The 17704-nt window shown below is 67.1% G+C and carries 12 protein-coding genes; 4 read left to right on the top strand and 8 right to left on the bottom strand.

Annotation, left to right across the window (positions count from 1 at the left end; all coding sequences use genetic code 11):
- Positions 1–139 precede the first annotated feature (139 nt).
- On the top strand, positions 140–526 hold the full coding sequence (locus OEJ37_RS13615) for a hypothetical protein (protein WP_124904063.1): 387 nt from the start codon (positions 140–142) through the stop codon (positions 524–526).
- A 490-nt stretch (positions 527–1016) separates the two neighbouring features.
- Entirely contained in the window at positions 1017–1835 is an 819-nt protein-coding gene (locus OEJ37_RS13610) for a multidrug ABC transporter ATPase (RefSeq protein WP_263344638.1), read from the top strand.
- A 27-nt stretch (positions 1836–1862) separates the two neighbouring features.
- Here OEJ37_RS13610 and OEJ37_RS13605 read toward each other — a convergent pair whose 3' ends face one another.
- Positions 1863–3014 carry an acyltransferase family protein gene (locus OEJ37_RS13605; RefSeq protein ID WP_263344546.1) on the bottom strand — a complete coding sequence of 384 codons (1152 nt, stop codon included), beginning with the start codon at positions 3012–3014 and terminating at the stop codon, positions 1863–1865.
- Between the two features lie 330 nt (positions 3015–3344).
- On the opposite strand from OEJ37_RS13605, the gene pip reads away from it, so the two are divergent.
- Entirely contained in the window at positions 3345–4277 is a 933-nt protein-coding gene (gene pip / locus OEJ37_RS13600; protein ID WP_263344545.1) for a prolyl aminopeptidase, read from the top strand.
- Positions 4278–4347: 70 nt separating this feature from the next.
- Here the strand turns inward: pip and OEJ37_RS13595 are convergent, their stop codons facing one another.
- The 7 genes from OEJ37_RS13595 to OEJ37_RS13565 all read right to left on the bottom strand — a co-directional run bounded on the left by OEJ37_RS13595 (position 4348) and on the right by OEJ37_RS13565 (position 15610).
- Positions 4348–4620 carry a hypothetical protein gene (locus tag OEJ37_RS13595; protein WP_174420989.1) on the bottom strand — a complete coding sequence of 91 codons (273 nt, stop codon included), beginning with the start codon at positions 4618–4620 and terminating at the stop codon, positions 4348–4350.
- Between the two features lie 184 nt (positions 4621–4804).
- Positions 4805–5848, bottom strand: coding sequence for a transglutaminase family protein (locus tag OEJ37_RS13590; protein WP_263344544.1), 1044 nt, complete (start codon positions 5846–5848; stop codon positions 4805–4807).
- A complete protein-coding gene (locus OEJ37_RS13585) occupies positions 5842–8448 on the bottom strand; it encodes a circularly permuted type 2 ATP-grasp protein (protein ID WP_174421009.1) in 2607 nt (868 codons plus the stop codon). The genes OEJ37_RS13590 and OEJ37_RS13585 overlap by 7 nt, the downstream gene beginning before the upstream one ends.
- Positions 8449–8662: 214 nt before the next feature.
- Positions 8663–12085: a DUF2126 domain-containing protein gene (locus OEJ37_RS13580; protein ID WP_263344543.1), complete on the bottom strand. Its 3423-nt coding sequence runs from the start codon at positions 12083–12085 to the stop codon at positions 8663–8665.
- Positions 12086–12178: 93 nt separating this feature from the next.
- Positions 12179–13180 carry a transglutaminase family protein gene (locus OEJ37_RS13575; RefSeq protein WP_263344542.1) on the bottom strand — a complete coding sequence of 334 codons (1002 nt, stop codon included), beginning with the start codon at positions 13178–13180 and terminating at the stop codon, positions 12179–12181.
- An 8-nt stretch (positions 13181–13188) separates the two neighbouring features.
- A complete protein-coding gene (locus OEJ37_RS13570) occupies positions 13189–14130 on the bottom strand; it encodes an alpha-E domain-containing protein (RefSeq protein WP_174420993.1) in 942 nt (313 codons plus the stop codon).
- A 64-nt stretch (positions 14131–14194) separates the two neighbouring features.
- Positions 14195–15610 carry a circularly permuted type 2 ATP-grasp protein gene (locus OEJ37_RS13565; protein ID WP_174420994.1) on the bottom strand — a complete coding sequence of 472 codons (1416 nt, stop codon included), beginning with the start codon at positions 15608–15610 and terminating at the stop codon, positions 14195–14197.
- Between the two features lie 601 nt (positions 15611–16211).
- Between OEJ37_RS13565 and OEJ37_RS13560 the strand changes: the two genes are divergently transcribed.
- Complete coding sequence (locus tag OEJ37_RS13560) at positions 16212–17207, top strand: LysR substrate-binding domain-containing protein (RefSeq protein ID WP_174420995.1); 996 nt, start codon at positions 16212–16214, stop codon at positions 17205–17207.
- Positions 17208–17704 lie beyond the last annotated feature (497 nt).

Below are 17704 nucleotides of genomic sequence, written 5' to 3'. Positions count from 1 at the left end.
GATTGAGTGTGCGCCTCTTCCGGCGGGCGCTATCCGACCCGAAGAGGTCTTCCGAATGCACCGATAGCGGCCATTCGTTGTTGGGTTTCCGCGTTGGTATGATTCGCATCTGATTGAGACGGATCGAGATAGATCAACTATGAAACTCGAAATCGAGGGCAGACCGGTAAACACCGTGCCGACTCCGATACAGGTTACACGTGCGCTTAAGTCGCTGCGAAGCTACGGCAAGTCATCCTATGCGTCATTGACTGACGATGCAGGCAATTACGTGCAAGTAGCCGGCGGTGGCGCCAGCTGTATGATCGAGCGCTTTGAATTCGGCGCGCAACGATGGAGAGCCTTCCATAACAAACCTTCGCCGGTACGCCCTGACGGCACGATCCTGGTCTTCCGAGCGGGCAACCTTCCGATGCGCTCAGATGAATGGTTCACGGCCGATCAGGTCGTGGAAGTATTTCTGGCCTTCCTTGGCGGAACATCGTATCCGCCATTTGTTCACTGGCGGTCAGCGCCGGACCTCTGAGCTTGAGGCCCTCAGCGAGCCGTCTCGAAGCAAGTAGGCCGACTGGCGCTCGTACGCAGCGGGTGAATAGGGTTGCCGATCAAGATCGGCCTGCACGCTATATTCTCCGTAGCCTACAAATTCATAGTAGACAGCCATAGTCTCTGCATGTGAACGCGTCCAGAATGTCCAGACCCATTCACTTCCAGGTTCATTAAGCGCACGTGCTGCGTCGCCATCTGGTCCATATGGAATGCATGCTGGAAGCGATTGTCCGTGCCCGTTGGGGCATAGCCAAATCTCATGCAGATATCCGAGGGAGTGTCTCATTTCGGGGCGGCCTAGATTAGTGATTCGGTCGTCATGTGCGAACGCGTGGCAATCGAACTCTTGAACGAAGCATTGTCAACCATCTCCGTACTTGTAGCGAGTGTCTCTTCCTGGCCGAAAACCGACTCCCTACCCCGCGCTCCCAGGAAATCTGCGAAGAACCCGTTTTCCCATCGAGACCATGAAAATCCATCGCTTCGTTCCTTTGCTGGCGCTCGCCGCCGCTCCCACCGCTCACGCCGCCGACCGCCAGCCTTGCGGTGACGATACCGTCACAGCCGTCGCCCGCTGGGCCGGCATCGCGAGCGCACGCATCGCCACGCGCGACGCGGACCGGCTCGTCGTCGCGTCGGCGTGCAAGGTCATGCCGAACGAGCCGGGCACGACGATCGCGGCCGCCGCGTTCGATTCGCTTCCGAAAAGCAAGAACCCGGACGAAAGCAGCAAGCTGCAGGTCGTTGCGCTCGTCGAGGGCGGCAAGGTCGTGGCGGCCGAGCGGTCGATGGTTCAGGAAGATGCAGCGACGGAAATCGGCGAGAACAGCTATCGTATCGACACGGCACCCTACCGGTTATCGCCGGATGTGCGCGCGTTCGGGGTCGTATTCACAAGCGCCGCGCGCGGCCCGAGTTGCCCCGATGCCGACGCGAGCGAGGAACTGACGCTATGGGTGCGCGACGGCAACCGCATCCGTCCAGTGTTCGGCACCAACCTCTACGGATGGGTCAGCATCCAAGGCGAAGCTTGCGGCCCGGGCGTCGGTGACGCGAGCAGCGAAGATGCCCGCATGACGATCGCAGTCGAGAAGACGTCGAGCCACGGCTTCGCCGATCTGTCGATCACAGCGCACATCACCAGGACGCAGCGCAAGGACCGCGATTACGCGGAGACGGGCAAGCGCACCGCGCGCACGATCGTCCACTACGACGGCAAGTCGTACGGGATCGATATGTTCCGGAACTTCTGGTATTCGCCTGGGGCAATGAAGCGCTTCAAGTAACGCAGCGGCGGGCCGGACCGAGACCACCTACTCCACCACCTTCGGCCCGATCGCGTCGGTCGCCACCGGCCTCAGCAACGCGTCATCACGCACGCGCCGCGCCTCGCGCGCCGTATACCGATCCTTCAACCTCAGGAACGGCTTCTCGACGAGGAAATAACTAGCCGTCGCGGCCAGCAGCGCCCACACGATGCCGAGCGGAAACACATGCGCGACCGGCAGGTCCGGGTTCGCGAACGGCTGCTGCCACAGATAAAGGCTGAACGAGATCGTGCCGATGAACACGACCGGCCGCGCGCGCAGCCAGCGCGCGCACCAGAACTCGCCACGGAAATTCAGCACGACGATCACGATCGCGATCAGCGCGGCTTCGAGCGTCACGCCGTACGTCGCATTCCAGAAGCCGCCGAGCCGATGTTCGGCGAGCGGCATGCCGAGCAGCACGATGAAGACAATCGCCGTCACGATCCGAGTCTCGCCGCGCCACGAACGGATCCACGCTTCGAGCCGTTCGCGGTTGAGCGACGCATAGCAGCCGATCAGGATCGGATCGACGCCCGTGTGGAGCATCATCCCGAGCTGCCCGCGCAGCGCCGGCGCAACGAAATACGTGACGGCGCGCACCAGCGGCACGGTCAGGATCAGCGCGGCAAGCCAGCGCGTGCCGCCGCGGCGGACGCCGTACACGAACAGCAGCGGCCAGAACCAGTAGAACTGCTCCTCGAGCGCGAGCGACCAGAAATGGCCGAGATACCACGCGCCGTCCGGATGCAGCGCGTTGTCGCCGGTCAGCCCGAACCACGCCGAGTAATTCCACAGGTGCAGCGCGGCATACAGCCACTGCCGGCGATCGACGTCGAACCAGCCGGCGAAGGCCACGATCGCAACCGCGGCGAGATAGACATAACAGGCCGGCCAGATCCGCAGCGCGCGGCGCACGTAGAACGACGTCAGCGCGATGCCGCCCGTGCGCGCGAACTCGGCGCGCAGCACGTTGGTGATCAGGAAACCGCTGAGGACGAAGAAGATCAGCACGCCGAGCCGGCCGTCGGCGATCAGCCGCAACGGCGCGTACCAGCCCGTGTAGCCACCCGGCAGCACATGCTCGGCATGGCCGACGACGACCATCGACACCGCGACGGCGCGCAACCCGGTCAACTGCGTGACGCGATGGTTCATCGGCTGGTTCCCGTTGGCACGGTAAAGAAGCAGGAGATAGGCAGGCGCCCCGGTCGGCGCGCCGATATGCCGCCGGCATTTTGTATGAAAAATATCGGAATGAAATTGCTTCAAAAATCCCGGGGCGAACACCGGCGACGGCGCACACCCTGGCGAGCCGACGTCCGCGGCGGCGAATGGGCATAATGACAAGCCTTGTCCGGCGGCGGCCGGTCCGATGCCCACGCAACGAGTTTTTTGCGGCGCCGCAATATCCACAGCACCGTGCCCCGCCCGCACACCGGCCCGCGCCTCGTCCGCCTCCTGTCGACCCTTACCCGGAGCCTGTCTGTGTACCCACCGATCGAACCCTACGCCCACGGCCACCTCGACACCGGCGACGGCCATCTCATTTACTGGGAACGCTGCGGCAACCCGGCCGGCAAGCCCGCCGTGTTCCTGCACGGCGGCCCCGGCGCGGGCTGCAGCCCCGACCATCGCCGCCTGTTCGACCCGGAGCGCTACGACATCCTGCTGTTCGACCAGCGCGGCTGCGGGCGCTCGACGCCGCATGCGAGCCTCGAGAACAACACGACGTGGCATCTGGTCGCCGACATCGAACGCCTGCGCGAGATGGTCGGCGCAGAGCAATGGCTGGTATTCGGCGGATCGTGGGGCAGCGCGCTGTCGCTCGCGTACGCGGAAACGCACCCCGAACGCGTGAGCGCGCTGATCGTGCGCGGCATCTTCACGATGCGTCGCGCGGAATTGCTGTGGTACTACCAGGAAGGCGCGTCGTGGCTGTTCCCCGACCTGTGGGAAGCGTTCCTTGCACCGATTCCGCAGGCCGAGCGCGGCGACCTGATGGCCGCCTACCATCGCCGGCTGACGGGCGAAGACGAAGCCGCGAAGCTCGAAGCCGCGCGCGCATGGAGCATCTGGGAAGGCCGCACGATCACGCTGCTGCCCGATCCGGCGCTCGCCGAGCACTTTGCAGATGGCCACTACGCGCTCGCGTTCGCGCGGATCGAAAACCATTACTTCGTCAACAAGGGCTTCGTCGAAGAAGGCCAGTTGTTGCGCGACGCGCATCGCCTCGCCGGCATTCCGGGCGTGATCGTGCAAGGCCGCTACGACATCGCAACGCCCGCACGCACCGCATGGGATTTGTCGAAGGCGTGGCCGGACGCGACGTTCGAGATCGTGCCCGGCGCCGGGCACGCGTACAACGAGCCGGGGATCCTGGAAGCGCTGCTCGCGGCGACGGACCGGTTCGCTGCGTAATCGACGCAACACAACGCAAAGCAACGCGGCGCGTGCGGCCAACCATGCCGACACGCACCGCGCCGCCCGATCAAAGCGCGGTTTCGACGATCGTCCTGCCGCTGATCGCCCGCTCGACGAGCTGTTCGTCGCCGACCTTGCGGATCGCATCGTCGAGCAGCCCTTCCGGTGCTTCGGTCGCCACCTTCAGCAAGCCCGACAGGCCGCGCGCATCGAGCACCACCAGCGTCTCCATCGAATCCGCGCGGCTCACGAGCACGCGCCGCAACGCCGGCCCCGCGCCGAAGCTCGCGCAAAGCGCAATCGTCTCGCTGCCAAGCGTGTAGTCGAAGTTCTTGATCATGATCTGTCGCCGTTGCTGGGGAATGGCGATGCGCGACGGCGCGGCGCCGTGACGTCGACGCACCCGCGCGTGCCGCCGGCGCCGGACCGAGGCTCGATCCGTTCGCCGGCACGACCATGCTAGGCGTGCAGAATTAACGAAGACTTAAACGGCGAATCGCCCGGGCGGGTGGCATCGCACGACATCACGGCGTGTCGAGCGGCTCGACCGTCACGCCGACCTTCAGCTCCTGATCCGCGCCGCCGCCGCGAATCACGCCGCGCAGCGGCGTCACGTCCGCATAGTCGCGGCCGATCGACAGCATCACGTAGTCGTCGCCCGGCGCGCGGTCGTTGGTCGGATCGAGCTGCAGCCAGCCGTTGTCCTCGGGCCACGCCGGGTCGTACACGTCGACCCACGCATGCGACGCGTCGGCGCCGATCAGCCGCGGCTGCCCGGGCGGCGGCTGCGTGAGCAGATAACCGCTCACGTAACGCGCGGCCAGCCCGAGCGAGCGCAACGCGCCGATCATCACGTGCGCGAAATCCTGGCAGACGCCCTTGCGCAATCGCAGCGCATCGAGTGCCGACGTCGTGATGTCGGTGCTGTTCGGCGTGTACGCAAAATCGGCGTGCACGCGCCGCATCAGGTCCCATGCGGCCTGCACGAGCGGCCGCTGCGGCGTGAAACTCGCGGCCGCATACGCGGCGAGTTCGGGATCGCACGCGACGTGCGGCGACGCAAACACGAATTCGCTCGCCGTGTCGTAACGCTGCCCCGCGCGGAACCGCAAGCGGTCGCGCACGGCTTCCCATGCAGTCGCGTGCTTTCCGTCGGGATGCGCGATCGCGGGCGGCGGCTCGCCGCGCGCACCGAGCGACCACACGGGCGGCGTCACACGCACCGTGCTGCGGCTGCGCACGAGCAGCGCGTCGTGCGGCTGGTTCAGCGCGAACGATGCACGCGCATTGCCGAACGCATCGATCTCCGTGCAGATCGATTCCGGCGCGGGCTGGATGTCGAGCGAGAACGACAGCACCTGCTGGCGCGGCGTCGCGAGCGGTTGCAAACGCGCCTGGTGCTGTGCCGATTCGACGCGCGCCGCGTAACGGTATTCGGTATCGTGCGTGACGCGCAGCAATCGGCCGTGCGCAATGGCGGTGGGTGCGGCCGGCGCGGCCGGTGCCGCTGCCTGTCGTCCGTTGCCGGAACCGGGCGGCGTTTTCGTCGTGCCTTTCGTCGTCACCATAGCGTCCTGCCCGCCTCGCGCACGTGGCTGAAATAACGCTCGCCGATCCGGTTCGACAGCTCCCAGACCGCCTTGACCGTCGCGTCGAGCAGATCGAGCAGCTTGTCGTGCCGGCCGCCGTCGACGGTTTCGCACAGCTCGTGCAGCGACCACGCGGGCACGTTCGGAATCGTCTCGGCCAGCTCGGACAGTGCATAGCCTTCGCTGCGCTCGACCTTCGCCAACCGGCCGCGCAGCGCCTGCACGACCCAGCCGAGCGAGCGCGGGTTGTCGGTATCGAGCACGACGAGCGACAGCAGCGGCGCGACGTCGAAGCCGCGCTGGAACCGCGAACGGAACGTGATCGTGCTGTCGAACAGCTCCAGCACGAGCTCGAAGCCGTCCTGCCGGTACACGGCGCCTTCGTCGAACGCAAACTTCAGCACGCTGCACAGGAAGTCCAGCCGGTCGATCTGCCGGCCGATCGACAGCAGCCGCCAGCCGTCGTCGCGCGTCATGTGGTCAGTCTGCGCGCCCGTGATCGCGCCGAGCAGCAGGCCGAGGCGTTCCAGCAGTTGCAGCGCCTCGTTGCCGATCTGCTCGTCGGCTTCCGGATGGTCGGCGCTGTCCGCGAACAGTTGTGTCGCGTCGTCGATCAGCCGCCACTGATCGCTCGACAGCCGTTCGCGGATCGCGGCGGCGGCGCCGCGCATCCCGAACAGGCACGACGCGATTCCCGATGTGCGATCCGCGCCGCGCGTCAACGACGTCGCGAGCGCGTGCTGGAACGCGCGCGGCGCATCGACGGCGTTCGGCGTATCGGCCGCGATCAGGCCCGTGTCGCGGCACAGCGTGTCGAGCAGCTCCAGATGCGCGGGACTGTCGACGTCGTCCTCGCCGCGCAGCCGTTCGAGCGCGGCGCGTGCGAGGCGCATCAGGTTGGTGGCGCGCTCGGTGTAGCGGCCGAGCCAGAACAGGTTCTCGGCCGCGCGGCTCGCGATCGCGCGCGGCCGCTCGACGAGATCGTCGGGGCCGAGGTGCGTCTGCAGCAGCGTCGTCGAATCGACGATGCCTTCGGTCATCACCCACGTATCGACGGTGCTGCCGCCGCGCGGCATCGGCGCGTTGAACAGCGTGTCGCGCGTGCCGACCCGCGACAGCCCGCCCGGCAGGAGCCGCCAGCGCTGCGCGCCGTCGGCGAGCGCGAACACGCGCAGCAGCAGCGGCTTCGGCACGATGCGCGCGCCGCCGTTGCCGTCGGACGTGCCGTGCCCCGGCCAGGTCGGCGCCTGCGACAGCGGCAGGTCGGCCTGCACCGTGTAGTGTTCGGGCCGCGCGAGTATCCGCGCACGCCAGTCGGCAAGCTGCGCCTGCGTGAGCCGCGCGCCGATCACCGGGTCGAACGGGCCGCCGGCCTGCACGTCGGCCGGATACGACGCCTTCACGATGCCGCGTGCCAGTTGCGGCAGCGCGTCGTCGCACGCGGCGGCCTCGCCGCACCACCACGAATGCACGGCCGGCAGCGTCAGCGTTTCGCCGAGCAAGCCTTCCGCGAGACGCGGCATGAAGCCGAGCATGGCCGGCGATTCGAGGAAGCCCGAGCCCGGCGCGTTCGCGAGCAGCACGTTGCCCGCGCGCACGGCCTGCAACAGCCCCGGCACGCCGAGCATCGAATCGGGCCTCAGTTCGAGCGGATCGAGCCACGCATCGTCGACGCGCCGCAGGATGCCGTGCACGGGTTCGAGCCCGCGCAGCGTCTTCAGGAACACGCGGTTGTCGCGCGCGGTCAGGTCGCCGCCCTCGACGAGCGTGAGGCCGAGGTAACGCGCGAGATACGCATGCTCGAAATACGTCGCGCTGTGCGGCCCCGGCGTCAGCAGCACGATCCGCGAATTCTTGCGGGCCGGGCTGAGCGCCTGCATGCTCTGCAGCAGCGCGCGGTATGCGGACGCGAGCCGCTGCACGCGCAGCCCGCGAAACCCGCGCGGAAAGAGCCGCGACACGATCAGCCGGTTTTCGAGCAGGTAGCCGAGACCGGCCGCGCCCTGCGTGTGCTGCGCAACGATCCGCCACTGCCCGTCCGGGCCGCGCGCGAGATCGAACGCGACGACGTGCAGCCACGTGTCGCCCGGCACGCGCGCGCCGCGCATCGCACGCAGGTAGCCCGGATGGCCGGTCACGAGCGCGGGCGGCAGCAGCCCGCGCTGCAGGATCGTCTGCGGCCCGTACAGGTCGGCCATCGTCGCGTTGAGCAGCCGCACGCGCTGCAGCACGCCGCGTTCGATCGCGACCCAGTCCTCCGGCGTGACGATCAGCGGCAGCAGGTCGAGCGACCACGGGCCGGCCGCGCCGTCGCCGGCACGCTGCTCGTGCAGCTGGTAGAACAGGCCGTTCTCGCGCATGCGCCGGTGCAGCGCATCGGCGCGGCGATCGAGGTCGGCCACGCCGTCGCTGCCGATCGATGTGAAGAAACTGCGCCATGCGGGCGCGAGCGCAGGCGCGTTCAGGCCGGCCGCGCTGCCGCGCAGTTCGTCGTAACGGCCAGCGGCCGCCGGCGCCGCGAGCGCGGCGGCCAGTTCCGCGGCGTCCGGCTGCGCGCCGGTATCGAATAGCGTGGGCATCGCGTCCGGGTCGGCGAGATGGTCGGAGTGAATGGGCTGCACGGTGTCGTTTCGTCGTCAGGGCGCGGGCGCGCATGCACGCCGCCGCACGGGCGGCGGGCCGCGGCGCGCGGCCGCAATCTGCCCGCATCCTAGCATTCCGGCAGGGCCGCGATCGGCCGGCGCGCCGGGAGGTCGCGAACCGCGCATCGTCGTCCGCCCCTTCATCGGCCCGTCACGGCCGCCGCAGGTCGAGCGTGAACGGGAATTCGCGGCTCGGCGCGGCAGCCGACACGCCCATCCGCCCCGGCGTGTGCCCCATCTCGACGAAGCGCGCGAGCCGGCGGCTCTCGGCCTCGTACGCATTGACGGGGAACGTCGCGTAGTTGCGCCCGCCCGGATGCGCGACGTGATAGCGGCAGCCGCCGAGCGAGCGCTGCAGCCACGTATCGACGATGTCGAACGTGAGCGGTGCATGCACGCCGATGGTCGGATGCAGCGCCGACGGCGGCGCCCACGCCTTGTAGCGCACGCCCGCAACGTATTCGCCGACGGTGCCGGTCGGCTGCAGCGGCAGCGCACGGCCGTTGACCGTCACGACATGCCGGTTGTCGTTGAGCCCCGTCACGCGCACTTCGAGCCGTTCGACCGACGAATCCACGTAGCGCACCGTGCCGCCGGGCGCGCCCTCCTCGCCCATCACGTGCCACGGCTCCAGCGCGCCGCGCAGCGACAGCTGCATCCCGTTCACCGCGATCTGGCCGAACAGCGGGAAGCGGAATTCGAAGTGCGGCGCGAACCATGCCGGATCGAACGCGAAACCGGCGTCGCGCAGTTCGGCCAGCACGTCGTCGAAATCCATCTGAAGGAAGGCGGGCAGCATGAAGCGGTCGTGCAGCGCGGTGCCCCAGCGCGTGAGCGGCGTCGTGTACGGCGCGGCCCAGAAACGCGCGACCAGTGCGCGCAGCAGCAATTGCTGCACGATGCTCATCCGCGCATGCGGCGGCATCTCGAACGCGCGCAGTTCGAGCAGCCCGAGCCGGCCGGTCGACGAATCGGGCGAATACAGCTTGTCGATGCAGAACTCGCTGCGGTGCGTGTTGCCCGTGACGTCGATCAGCAGGTTGCGCAGCACGCGGTCGACGAGCCACGGCGGCATGTCCTGCCCGTACAGCAGCTTGTTGCGCTGGATCTCCGCGAATGCGATGTCGAGTTCGTAGAGCTGGTCGTTGCGCGCCTCGTCGACGCGCGGCGCCTGGCTCGTCGGCCCGATGAACAGCCCGGAGAACAGGTACGACAGCGACGGATGGTTGTGCCAGTACGCGATCAGGCTCGCGAGCAGGTCCGGGCGGCGCAGGAACGGGCTGTCGGCCGGCGTCGCGCCGCCGAGCACGAAGTGGTTGCCGCCGCCCGTGCCGACGTGGCGGCCGTCGACCATGAACTTCTCGCTGCACAGCCGCGACTGCCATGCGGCGTCGTACAGGAATTCGGTGTGATCGACGAGCTCGTCGAAGCTCGCGGCCGGATGGATGTTCACCTCGATCACGCCGGGATCGGGCGTCACCTGCAGCAGCTTCAGCCGTGCGTCGCGCGGGGGCGGATAGCCTTCGAGCACGAGCTTCACGCCGAGCGCGTGCGCGGTCAGCTCGATCGCGCCGAGCAGGTCGAGATAATCCTCGAGCGCGGCGAGCGGCGGCATGAACAGGTACAGGATTCCGTTGCGCACCTCGACGCACAGCGCGGTGCGCGTGATCCATGCGGCCGATTCGAAGCGCTCGGGCCGGCGCTGCGGGTCGTGCGCTTGCGCGGCATGCCGCCCGCTGGCCGCGTCGTCGTTGCGCCACTGCATCACGGTCTGCGCGAACGCTTCGCGATGCACGCCGGACAGGTAGCGCGGCGCGTCGGCCGGGCCGGTATAACGCGCGCGGATGGCGGCGGCTTCCGGCAGCGCGGCGCGCGGCGCGAACGGATCGCGCTCGACCAGGTACGGATGGTCGGCGCGGGCGGCCCACGGCAGCGAATCGAGCGGCAACCGATAGCCCATCGGCGAATCGCCGGGCACGAGGTACATCCGCTCGTCGCGGAAGAACCACGGGCCCGTCTGCCAGCGAGGCCCGTCGAGGCCCGGCGCGTCGTCCTCGTCCGTACGCTTGACCGGCAGCACGTAGCCGACCACGCTGTCGAGCTGCTGCTCGAACACCTTGCGCAGCCGCGCGCGTTCGAGCGCGTCGTCGAGGCGCGAGTCGAACGGATCGACGTTGACCGGCAGCCGGCGCTCGCGCCACAGGTAGTACCAGACGTCCTCGTAGCCGGGCAGGATGAATTCGCCGGTCAGGTTCAAGCGCGCGGCCAGCGCGTCGATGAAGCGCTTCGCGTCGTCAGTCGTGTATGCGGACGGCTCGCGCTCGTCGGCGAACAGCGACGGATCGTGCCACACAGGCTGGCCGTCCGCGCGCCAGAAGATCGACAGCGCCCAGCGCGGCAGTTGCTCGCCCGGATACCACTTGCCCTGCCCGAAATGCAGGAAGCCGCCGTCGCCGTATTCGGCGCGCAGCCGCTGCACGAGCTCGGTCGCATAACCGCGCTTGGTCGGGCCGAGCGCATCGGTGTTCCACTCGGCGCCGTCGCGATCGTCGATCGACACGAAGGTCGGCTCGCCGCCCTGCGTGAGCCGCACGTCGCCGGCCGCCAGCGCGCCGTCGACCTGCGTGCCGAGCGTGCGCACGGCCTCCCATTGCGACTCCGTATACGGCTTCGTCACGCGCGGCGATTCGTACACGCGCGTCACCGCCATCTCGTGCTCGAACGACACCTCGCACTCGTCGATCAGCCCCTCGACCGGCGCGGCGCTCGTCGGCTGCGGCGTGCACGCGAGCGGGATATGCCCTTCGCCGGCGAGCAGGCCCGACGTCGGATCGAAGCCGATCCAGCCGGCGCCCGGCAGGTAGACCTCGCACCACGCATGCAGGTCGGTGAAGTCGACCGACGTGCCGCTCGGGCCGTCGAGCGACTTCACGTCGGGCGTGAGCTGGATCAGGTAGCCCGACACGAAGCGCGCGGCGATGCCGAGATGGCGGCAAAGCTGCACGAGCAGCCACGCGCTGTCGCGGCATGAGCCGGATGCGAGTTTCAGCGTCTGTTCGGGCGTCTGTACGCCCGGCTCCATCCGGACGAGGTAGCCGATGTCGTGCTGAAGCTGCTGGTTCAGCGCGACGAGGAAGTTCACGGTGCCGGCCGGCGTGCGGTCGACACCGTCGACATACGCGCGGAACAGCGGCGATGCACTCGTCTGCGGATCGCATGCGAGATACGGCGCGAGCTCGGTCTTCAGCGCGTCGTCATAGTTGAACGGATATTGCTCCGCGCTCGCTTCCAGGAAGAAGTCGAACGGGTTGTACACCGACATCTCGGCGACGAGATCGATCGTGATCTCGAAGTATTCGGTGCGCTCCGGAAACACGAGCCGCGCGAGATAGTTCGAGAACGGGTCCTGCTGCCAGTTGACGAAATGCTGCGCGGGCTCGACCGTCATCGAATACGCGAGGATCGGCGTCCGGCAGTGCGGCGCGGGCCGCAGCCGCACGACCTGCGGGCCGAGATTGACGAGCCGGTCGTAACGATAGCGGGTGGTGTGATGCAGCGCGACGTGGATGGACATGGGAGCTCGATTCGGGTTGGGCCGGCCGCGCACGCCGCGTCGCTCTCGACGCGGCGGCCCGGCATGGCGGATTCGGCGAAAGCGCGCGTCGGGTCAGACGAGTTCGGGCGTCTGCACGACGCTGATCTCGACGCCGACGGCCGTCGCGCCGAGCCCCGTCACCGGCTGCGCGTCGCGATAGTCGAGGCCGACCGCGATGCGCACGTAGCGCTCGTCCGGGCAACGGTTCATGAACGGATCGAACCCGACCCAGCCGAGCCCTTCGACATAGGCCTCGGCCCACGCATGGCCGGCCGGCTGCTGCATCAGCGCGGCGGCTTGCGGCTGCGCGCCGAGCGCCGCTTGCGACTGCCCCTGGGACTGAGTCTGCGACTGAGACTGCGACTGCGCGGCATGCGACGCGCCGAGCGCCTGCTGCATGCCCTCGCCGCTCTGCAACGCGAGCGCTTCCTCGTCTTCGTCGTCGCCCACGTTCTGCTTCGCGTCGGCGATGCGTTGCATCGCGCTGTCGGCGAGCACGTAGCCCGAGATATAGCGCGCGGGAATCTTCAGCGAGCGTGCGGCCGCGATGAACGCGTGTGCATGATCGCGGCTCGTGCCCTCGCCGTTTTGCAGCGCGGTTTCCGCATCGACGGGCGCGTCGGCGGCCAGGTTCGGCGCGTACGCGATGCGGCCGTGCACTTCCGTCATCAGCCAGTGCAACGCGTCGAGGCCGCGCGGCTCGATCGGCAGCGCCTGCGCGAGCGCGCGCACGGTGTCGCCGGCCTTCGTGAGCGCGGTCTCGCGCTCGAAGATCCACGGCGGCGCATAACCTTCCGGATTGCCGAGAATGCCCGCGCGGTCCTGCGTCTCGACGACGCCGGCCGCGACGACGACGATCTCGGCCTTCGCGCCGCGGTCGTGACGCACGAGGTCGATCCGGTTGCCGAGCCCGTCGGCGTACGACAGCGTCGGCTCGACGCCGTCGATCGTGACCTGCCACGCGCGCACCGTCTGCCCGGGCCCCGACTGCGGGCGCAGCCGCAGCCGTTGCAGCGCATGGGTGGCTTGATCGTCGAACTGATAACGCGAGATGTGTCGGATGGCGAGTCGCATGGCAAGTCTCAGTCGAAGTTGTAGGCCTGGGCGATTTCGAGCCCGAGGCTGTTGTTGCGGCCGATGAAGTCGGTCAGGAACTCGTGCAGGCCGCTCTTGAAGATCCGCTCGACCGAGGTATCGGACAGCATCTGCAGGATCTTCGTGGCCGTGTCGTGACACGGGTGTGTCACGCCGTAATCCTTCGCGAGCAGGTTCAGGCTCGACACGACGCGCCCGTAGCAATAGCGCAGCGAACGCGGCATGCGGCCGTTCAGGATCAGGTAGTCGGCGATGTTCATCGGCTTGTACTGCACGTCGTACACCCAGCGGTACGAACGGTGCGCGGCCACGCAGCGCAGGATCGTCTCCCACTGGTAGTTGTCGAGGATCGTGCCCACGTGCGACACCGACGGCAGCAGCAGGTGGTATTTCACGTCGATGATCCGCGCGGTGTTGTCCGCGCGCTCGACGAACGCGCCGATCTGCGCGAAATCGAAGATCTCGTTGCGCAGCATGGTGCTGTAGAAGCTGCCGAGGATCAGCGCGGTTTCGCGCTTCACTTCGTCAAGCACCGCCGGCAGCTCGCTTTCCGGCACCGGCCGCGCGAGCGCGCGGCGCAGCGCGAGCCACGCGCCGTTCACGCTTTCCCACGCCTCGCGCGTGAGCGCCGTGCGCACCATCCGCGCGTTCGAGCGCGCGGCCTCGATGCACGACAGCACGCTCGACGGGTTGTCGCGGTCGCGCAGCAGGTAGTCGGTCACGGTATCGGCCGCATACGCATCGTATTTCTGCCGGTAGCCTTCGTCGGCGCCCGAGCTGACGAGCACCGACGACCATTCGGCCGGCGCGTCGGACGTGCGCGTGAGCGCCATCCGCAGCCCGGCATCGACGATGCGCGCGATGTTTTCCGCGCGCTCGATATAGCGGTACATCCAGTAGAGACCGCTTGCAGTACGTCCCAGAAGCATCTCGTGTCCACTCCGTCTTCGTTCGGTTCGCGCGCCGGCTCCGGCGCGCGCGGTCGCGTCCGGCTCAGTCAGCCAGCACCCAGGTGTCCTTGGTGCCGCCGCCCTGGCTCGAGTTGACGACGAGCGATCCTTCCTTCAGCGCGACGCGCGTGAGCCCGCCCGGCGTGATGCGGATCCGGTCCGACACCAGCACGAACGGCCGCAGGTCGACGTGGCGCGGCGCGAGGCCGGCTTCGGTCAGGATCGGCGTCGTGGACAGCGCCAGCGTCGGTTGCGCGATGTAGTTCGCGGGCCGCGCGCGCAGCTTCGCGGCGAACGCCTCGATCTCGGCCTTCGACGCGCACGGCCCGACGAGCATCCCGTAGCCGCCCGAGCCGTGCACTTCCTTCACGACCAGTTCGTCCAGATGCTCGAGCACGTATTTCAGGCTGTCCGCGTCGCCGCAGCGCCAGGTCGGCACGTTCTCCAGCAGCGCCTTGCGGCCGGTGTAGAACTCGACGATCTCCGGCATGTACGAGTAGATCGCCTTGTCGTCGGCGATGCCGGTGCCGGGCGCGTTCGCGATCGTGATGTTGCCCGCGCGGTACACGTCCATGATCCCCGCGACGCCGAGCACCGAATCGGGGCGGAACGTGAGCGGATCGAGGAATGCGTCGTCGACACGCCGGTACAGCACGTCGATCGGCTGGAAGCCTTCGGTCGTGCGCATCGCGACGCGGCCGTCGATCACCTGCAGGTCGCTGCCCTCGACGAGGTGCACGCCCATCTGGTCGGCGAGGAACGAATGTTCGTAGTACGCGGAATTGTGGATGCCGGGCGTCAGCACGGCGATGGTCGGGTTGTCGGCGTTGCCGCCCGGCGGGCACACGGCCGCGAGCGACTGGCGCAGCATCTGCGGATAGGTCTCGACCGGGCGCACCTTCACCTGCTGGAACAGCTCCGGGAAGAGCTGCATCATCGTCTCGCGGTTTTCCAGCATGTACGACACGCCGGACGGCGTGCGCGCGTTGTCCTCCAGCACGTAGAACTCGTTCTCGCCGGTGCGCACGATGTCGACGCCGATGATGTGCGTGTAAACGTTGCCGGGCGGCCGGAAATCGATCATCTCCGGAATGAACGCCTCGTTGTGCGCGATCAGGTGCTTCGGCACGATGCCCGCGCGCACGATCTCCTGGCGGTGGTAGATGTCGTCGAGGAACGCGTTGAGCGCCATCACGCGCTGCTCGATGCCGAGCGACAGCCGGCTCCATTCCGAACCCGAGATGATGCGCGGGACGATATCGAACGGAATCAGCCGCTCGGCGGCCTCCGCGTCGCCGTAAACGGCAAACGTGATGCCCGTCTTGCGGAACACACCCTCCGCGTCGTGGGCTTTCTGGGCGAGGCTCGAGGGATTCTGCGTGTCGAGCCATTGCTTCAGGCGCGCGTAAGGCGCCCTTACCATGTCGCCGGATTGCAGCATTTCATCGAATGGCTTCATCGATCTTTTCTCCATCGATCGTTTTCCCCGGCATTGCGCATGCCGGACCGGCGTAACGACTACTCTGCAAGGACCGTGCCTTGCGATACCCCCCTTTTTGCGCCGCGCCGGGCATGCCCGCGCGGCAAACCGCACCATTACGGTGCGGAACGCGACGCCGATGGCGGCATCGATGCGCCGCGATCGCGCACGGCCGATGCTGCGCCGCGTCTAACGAACATAGTTCTCCCGCGTGTCACGAATGTGCAATCTGCACTGCACAAAAAAGCGGCCCGCCTGAAGCGCCGGCCGCCGGATCGCCCGCCGGAACCAAAGGATGGAAAGGCGGGCCGGCACGCACACCGCGCGTGCCGGGCCCTGGGGAAGTACCGTCTGCGGCGCCCCGGCAGTTCGACGCGATGAACCAACCGGTTAGCCGGGTCCGGCACCTCAACGCTATGCAGCCGTAATCCCGCCGACAACGCCCATGCATATTTCGACTGACACCCATCGAAAAAAAACATCGGCCCGACCGGCATGAGGCGCGGTACGCTAGAAGGTTCGTGCAGCGAAGCGGCGCCGCCGCCCTCCCGGCGCCCGACTATAAAAAGCGAAGATCGAAATGGAAGCAAAGTGGCTGGAAGATTTCCTGAGCCTTGCGGATACCAAGAGCTTTTCCCGTGCCGCGCGTAACCGGCACCTGACGCAGTCGGCATTCAGCAGACGAATCGCCGCGCTCGAAACCTGGATGGATGCGAAGCTGGTCGACCGGAGCATCAACCCGATCACGCTGACGCCGGCCGGCCAGATGTTCCGCGGCCTGGCCGCGGACATCCTGCGCAGCATGTATGCGGCGCGCAATCTCGTGAACGGCTACGACCAGTTCGCGGCCAGCGACCAGGTCGTGCGCTTCGCCGTCGCGCATACGCTCGTCTTCACGCTGTTTCCCGAATGGCTCAAGCAGCTCAACGGCGAGGTCGGCCACGTGACCGCGCGCGTGAACGCGGTGAACGTGCCGGAAGGCGTGCAGCAGCTCGTCGAAGGTGAATGCGACCTGCTGCTCGGCTATCACCATCCGCAGTTGCCGATCGTGCTCGACCCGAACCACTTCCCGTTCGTCACCCTCGGTGTCGAGCGGATCCTGCCCGTATCGACGCCCGACGCGCGCGGCAAGCCCGTGTTCCAGTTGCCGGGCACGCCGGATGCGCCGCTGCCGCTGCTCGCGTATTCGTCAGGCGCGTTTCTCGGCAACATCGTCGAGATGCTGCTGCTGAATGCGACCGAGCCGTATGCGCTGCACCGGTGCTTCGAGACGCACATGTCCGAGGCACTGAAGGGCATGGTCGTGGCCGGGCACGGGATCGGCTGGCTGCCCGAAAGCTGCGTCGCGAAGGAACTCGCGGAGGGCACGCTCGTGTGCGCCGGTTCCGGGGACTGGATCACCGAACTGGAAATCCGCCTGTACCGGTCGGCGCGCAAGCGCGGGCTCGCGGCCGAGCAGCTGTGGACCTACATCATGAACCGGCCGCGCCCGGCGATCGAAGGCGCGAGCGGCGCCGAGCACGCGGCCGCGCCGGCGATGCGCATCGCACGGCGAAGCGCGGGCGGCAGCCGCTGACATTCGCGTTCGCGCCGTGCCCGCCCACGGCGCGAACGCGGGAGCGATCCCGGGCAATACGGCATTCGCATGCCTGCGCGTCGCGCCGCTTCATATCGAACGCGCCCTTCTTTCCTGCAGCAATCGGCAACCCCGCCGCAGCCCGCAAAATCACTTTTCGGGCCCGGAATCGATACCGAGGAAAATGCAAACGTTTGCGATTCGAAATGGATTCTTTTAATCCAGTCGTGTCGCGACTGAATATCTCTTCTTATTTTAATATCAGAAATACCCCGTTACAGAACAAATAAAAAGTTTCCATTTGCATGTAACTAAACGAATATCAAAAAAGACGTCTCGCCCCATTTAAAATCGCGCAATCTGTGTCTGAAATTGATCGACTCGCCTTGAACACAGACGAAAAAATTTCTTTTATCAGTCGTTATTTTTCGGTACGAATTTCGATACCTCCGACTTGATTCAATGCGTGCTCGATCATCTCTACCGAAATCAATATT

Origin of the sequence: Burkholderia sp. BKH01, from assembly GCF_025685725.1 — a bacterium.
Classification (GTDB): Bacteria; Pseudomonadota; Gammaproteobacteria; order Burkholderiales; family Burkholderiaceae; genus Burkholderia; species Burkholderia pyrrocinia_C.
The sequence above is the reverse complement of the archived record's forward strand: the minus strand, read 5'-3'. Positions and strand labels throughout refer to the sequence as shown.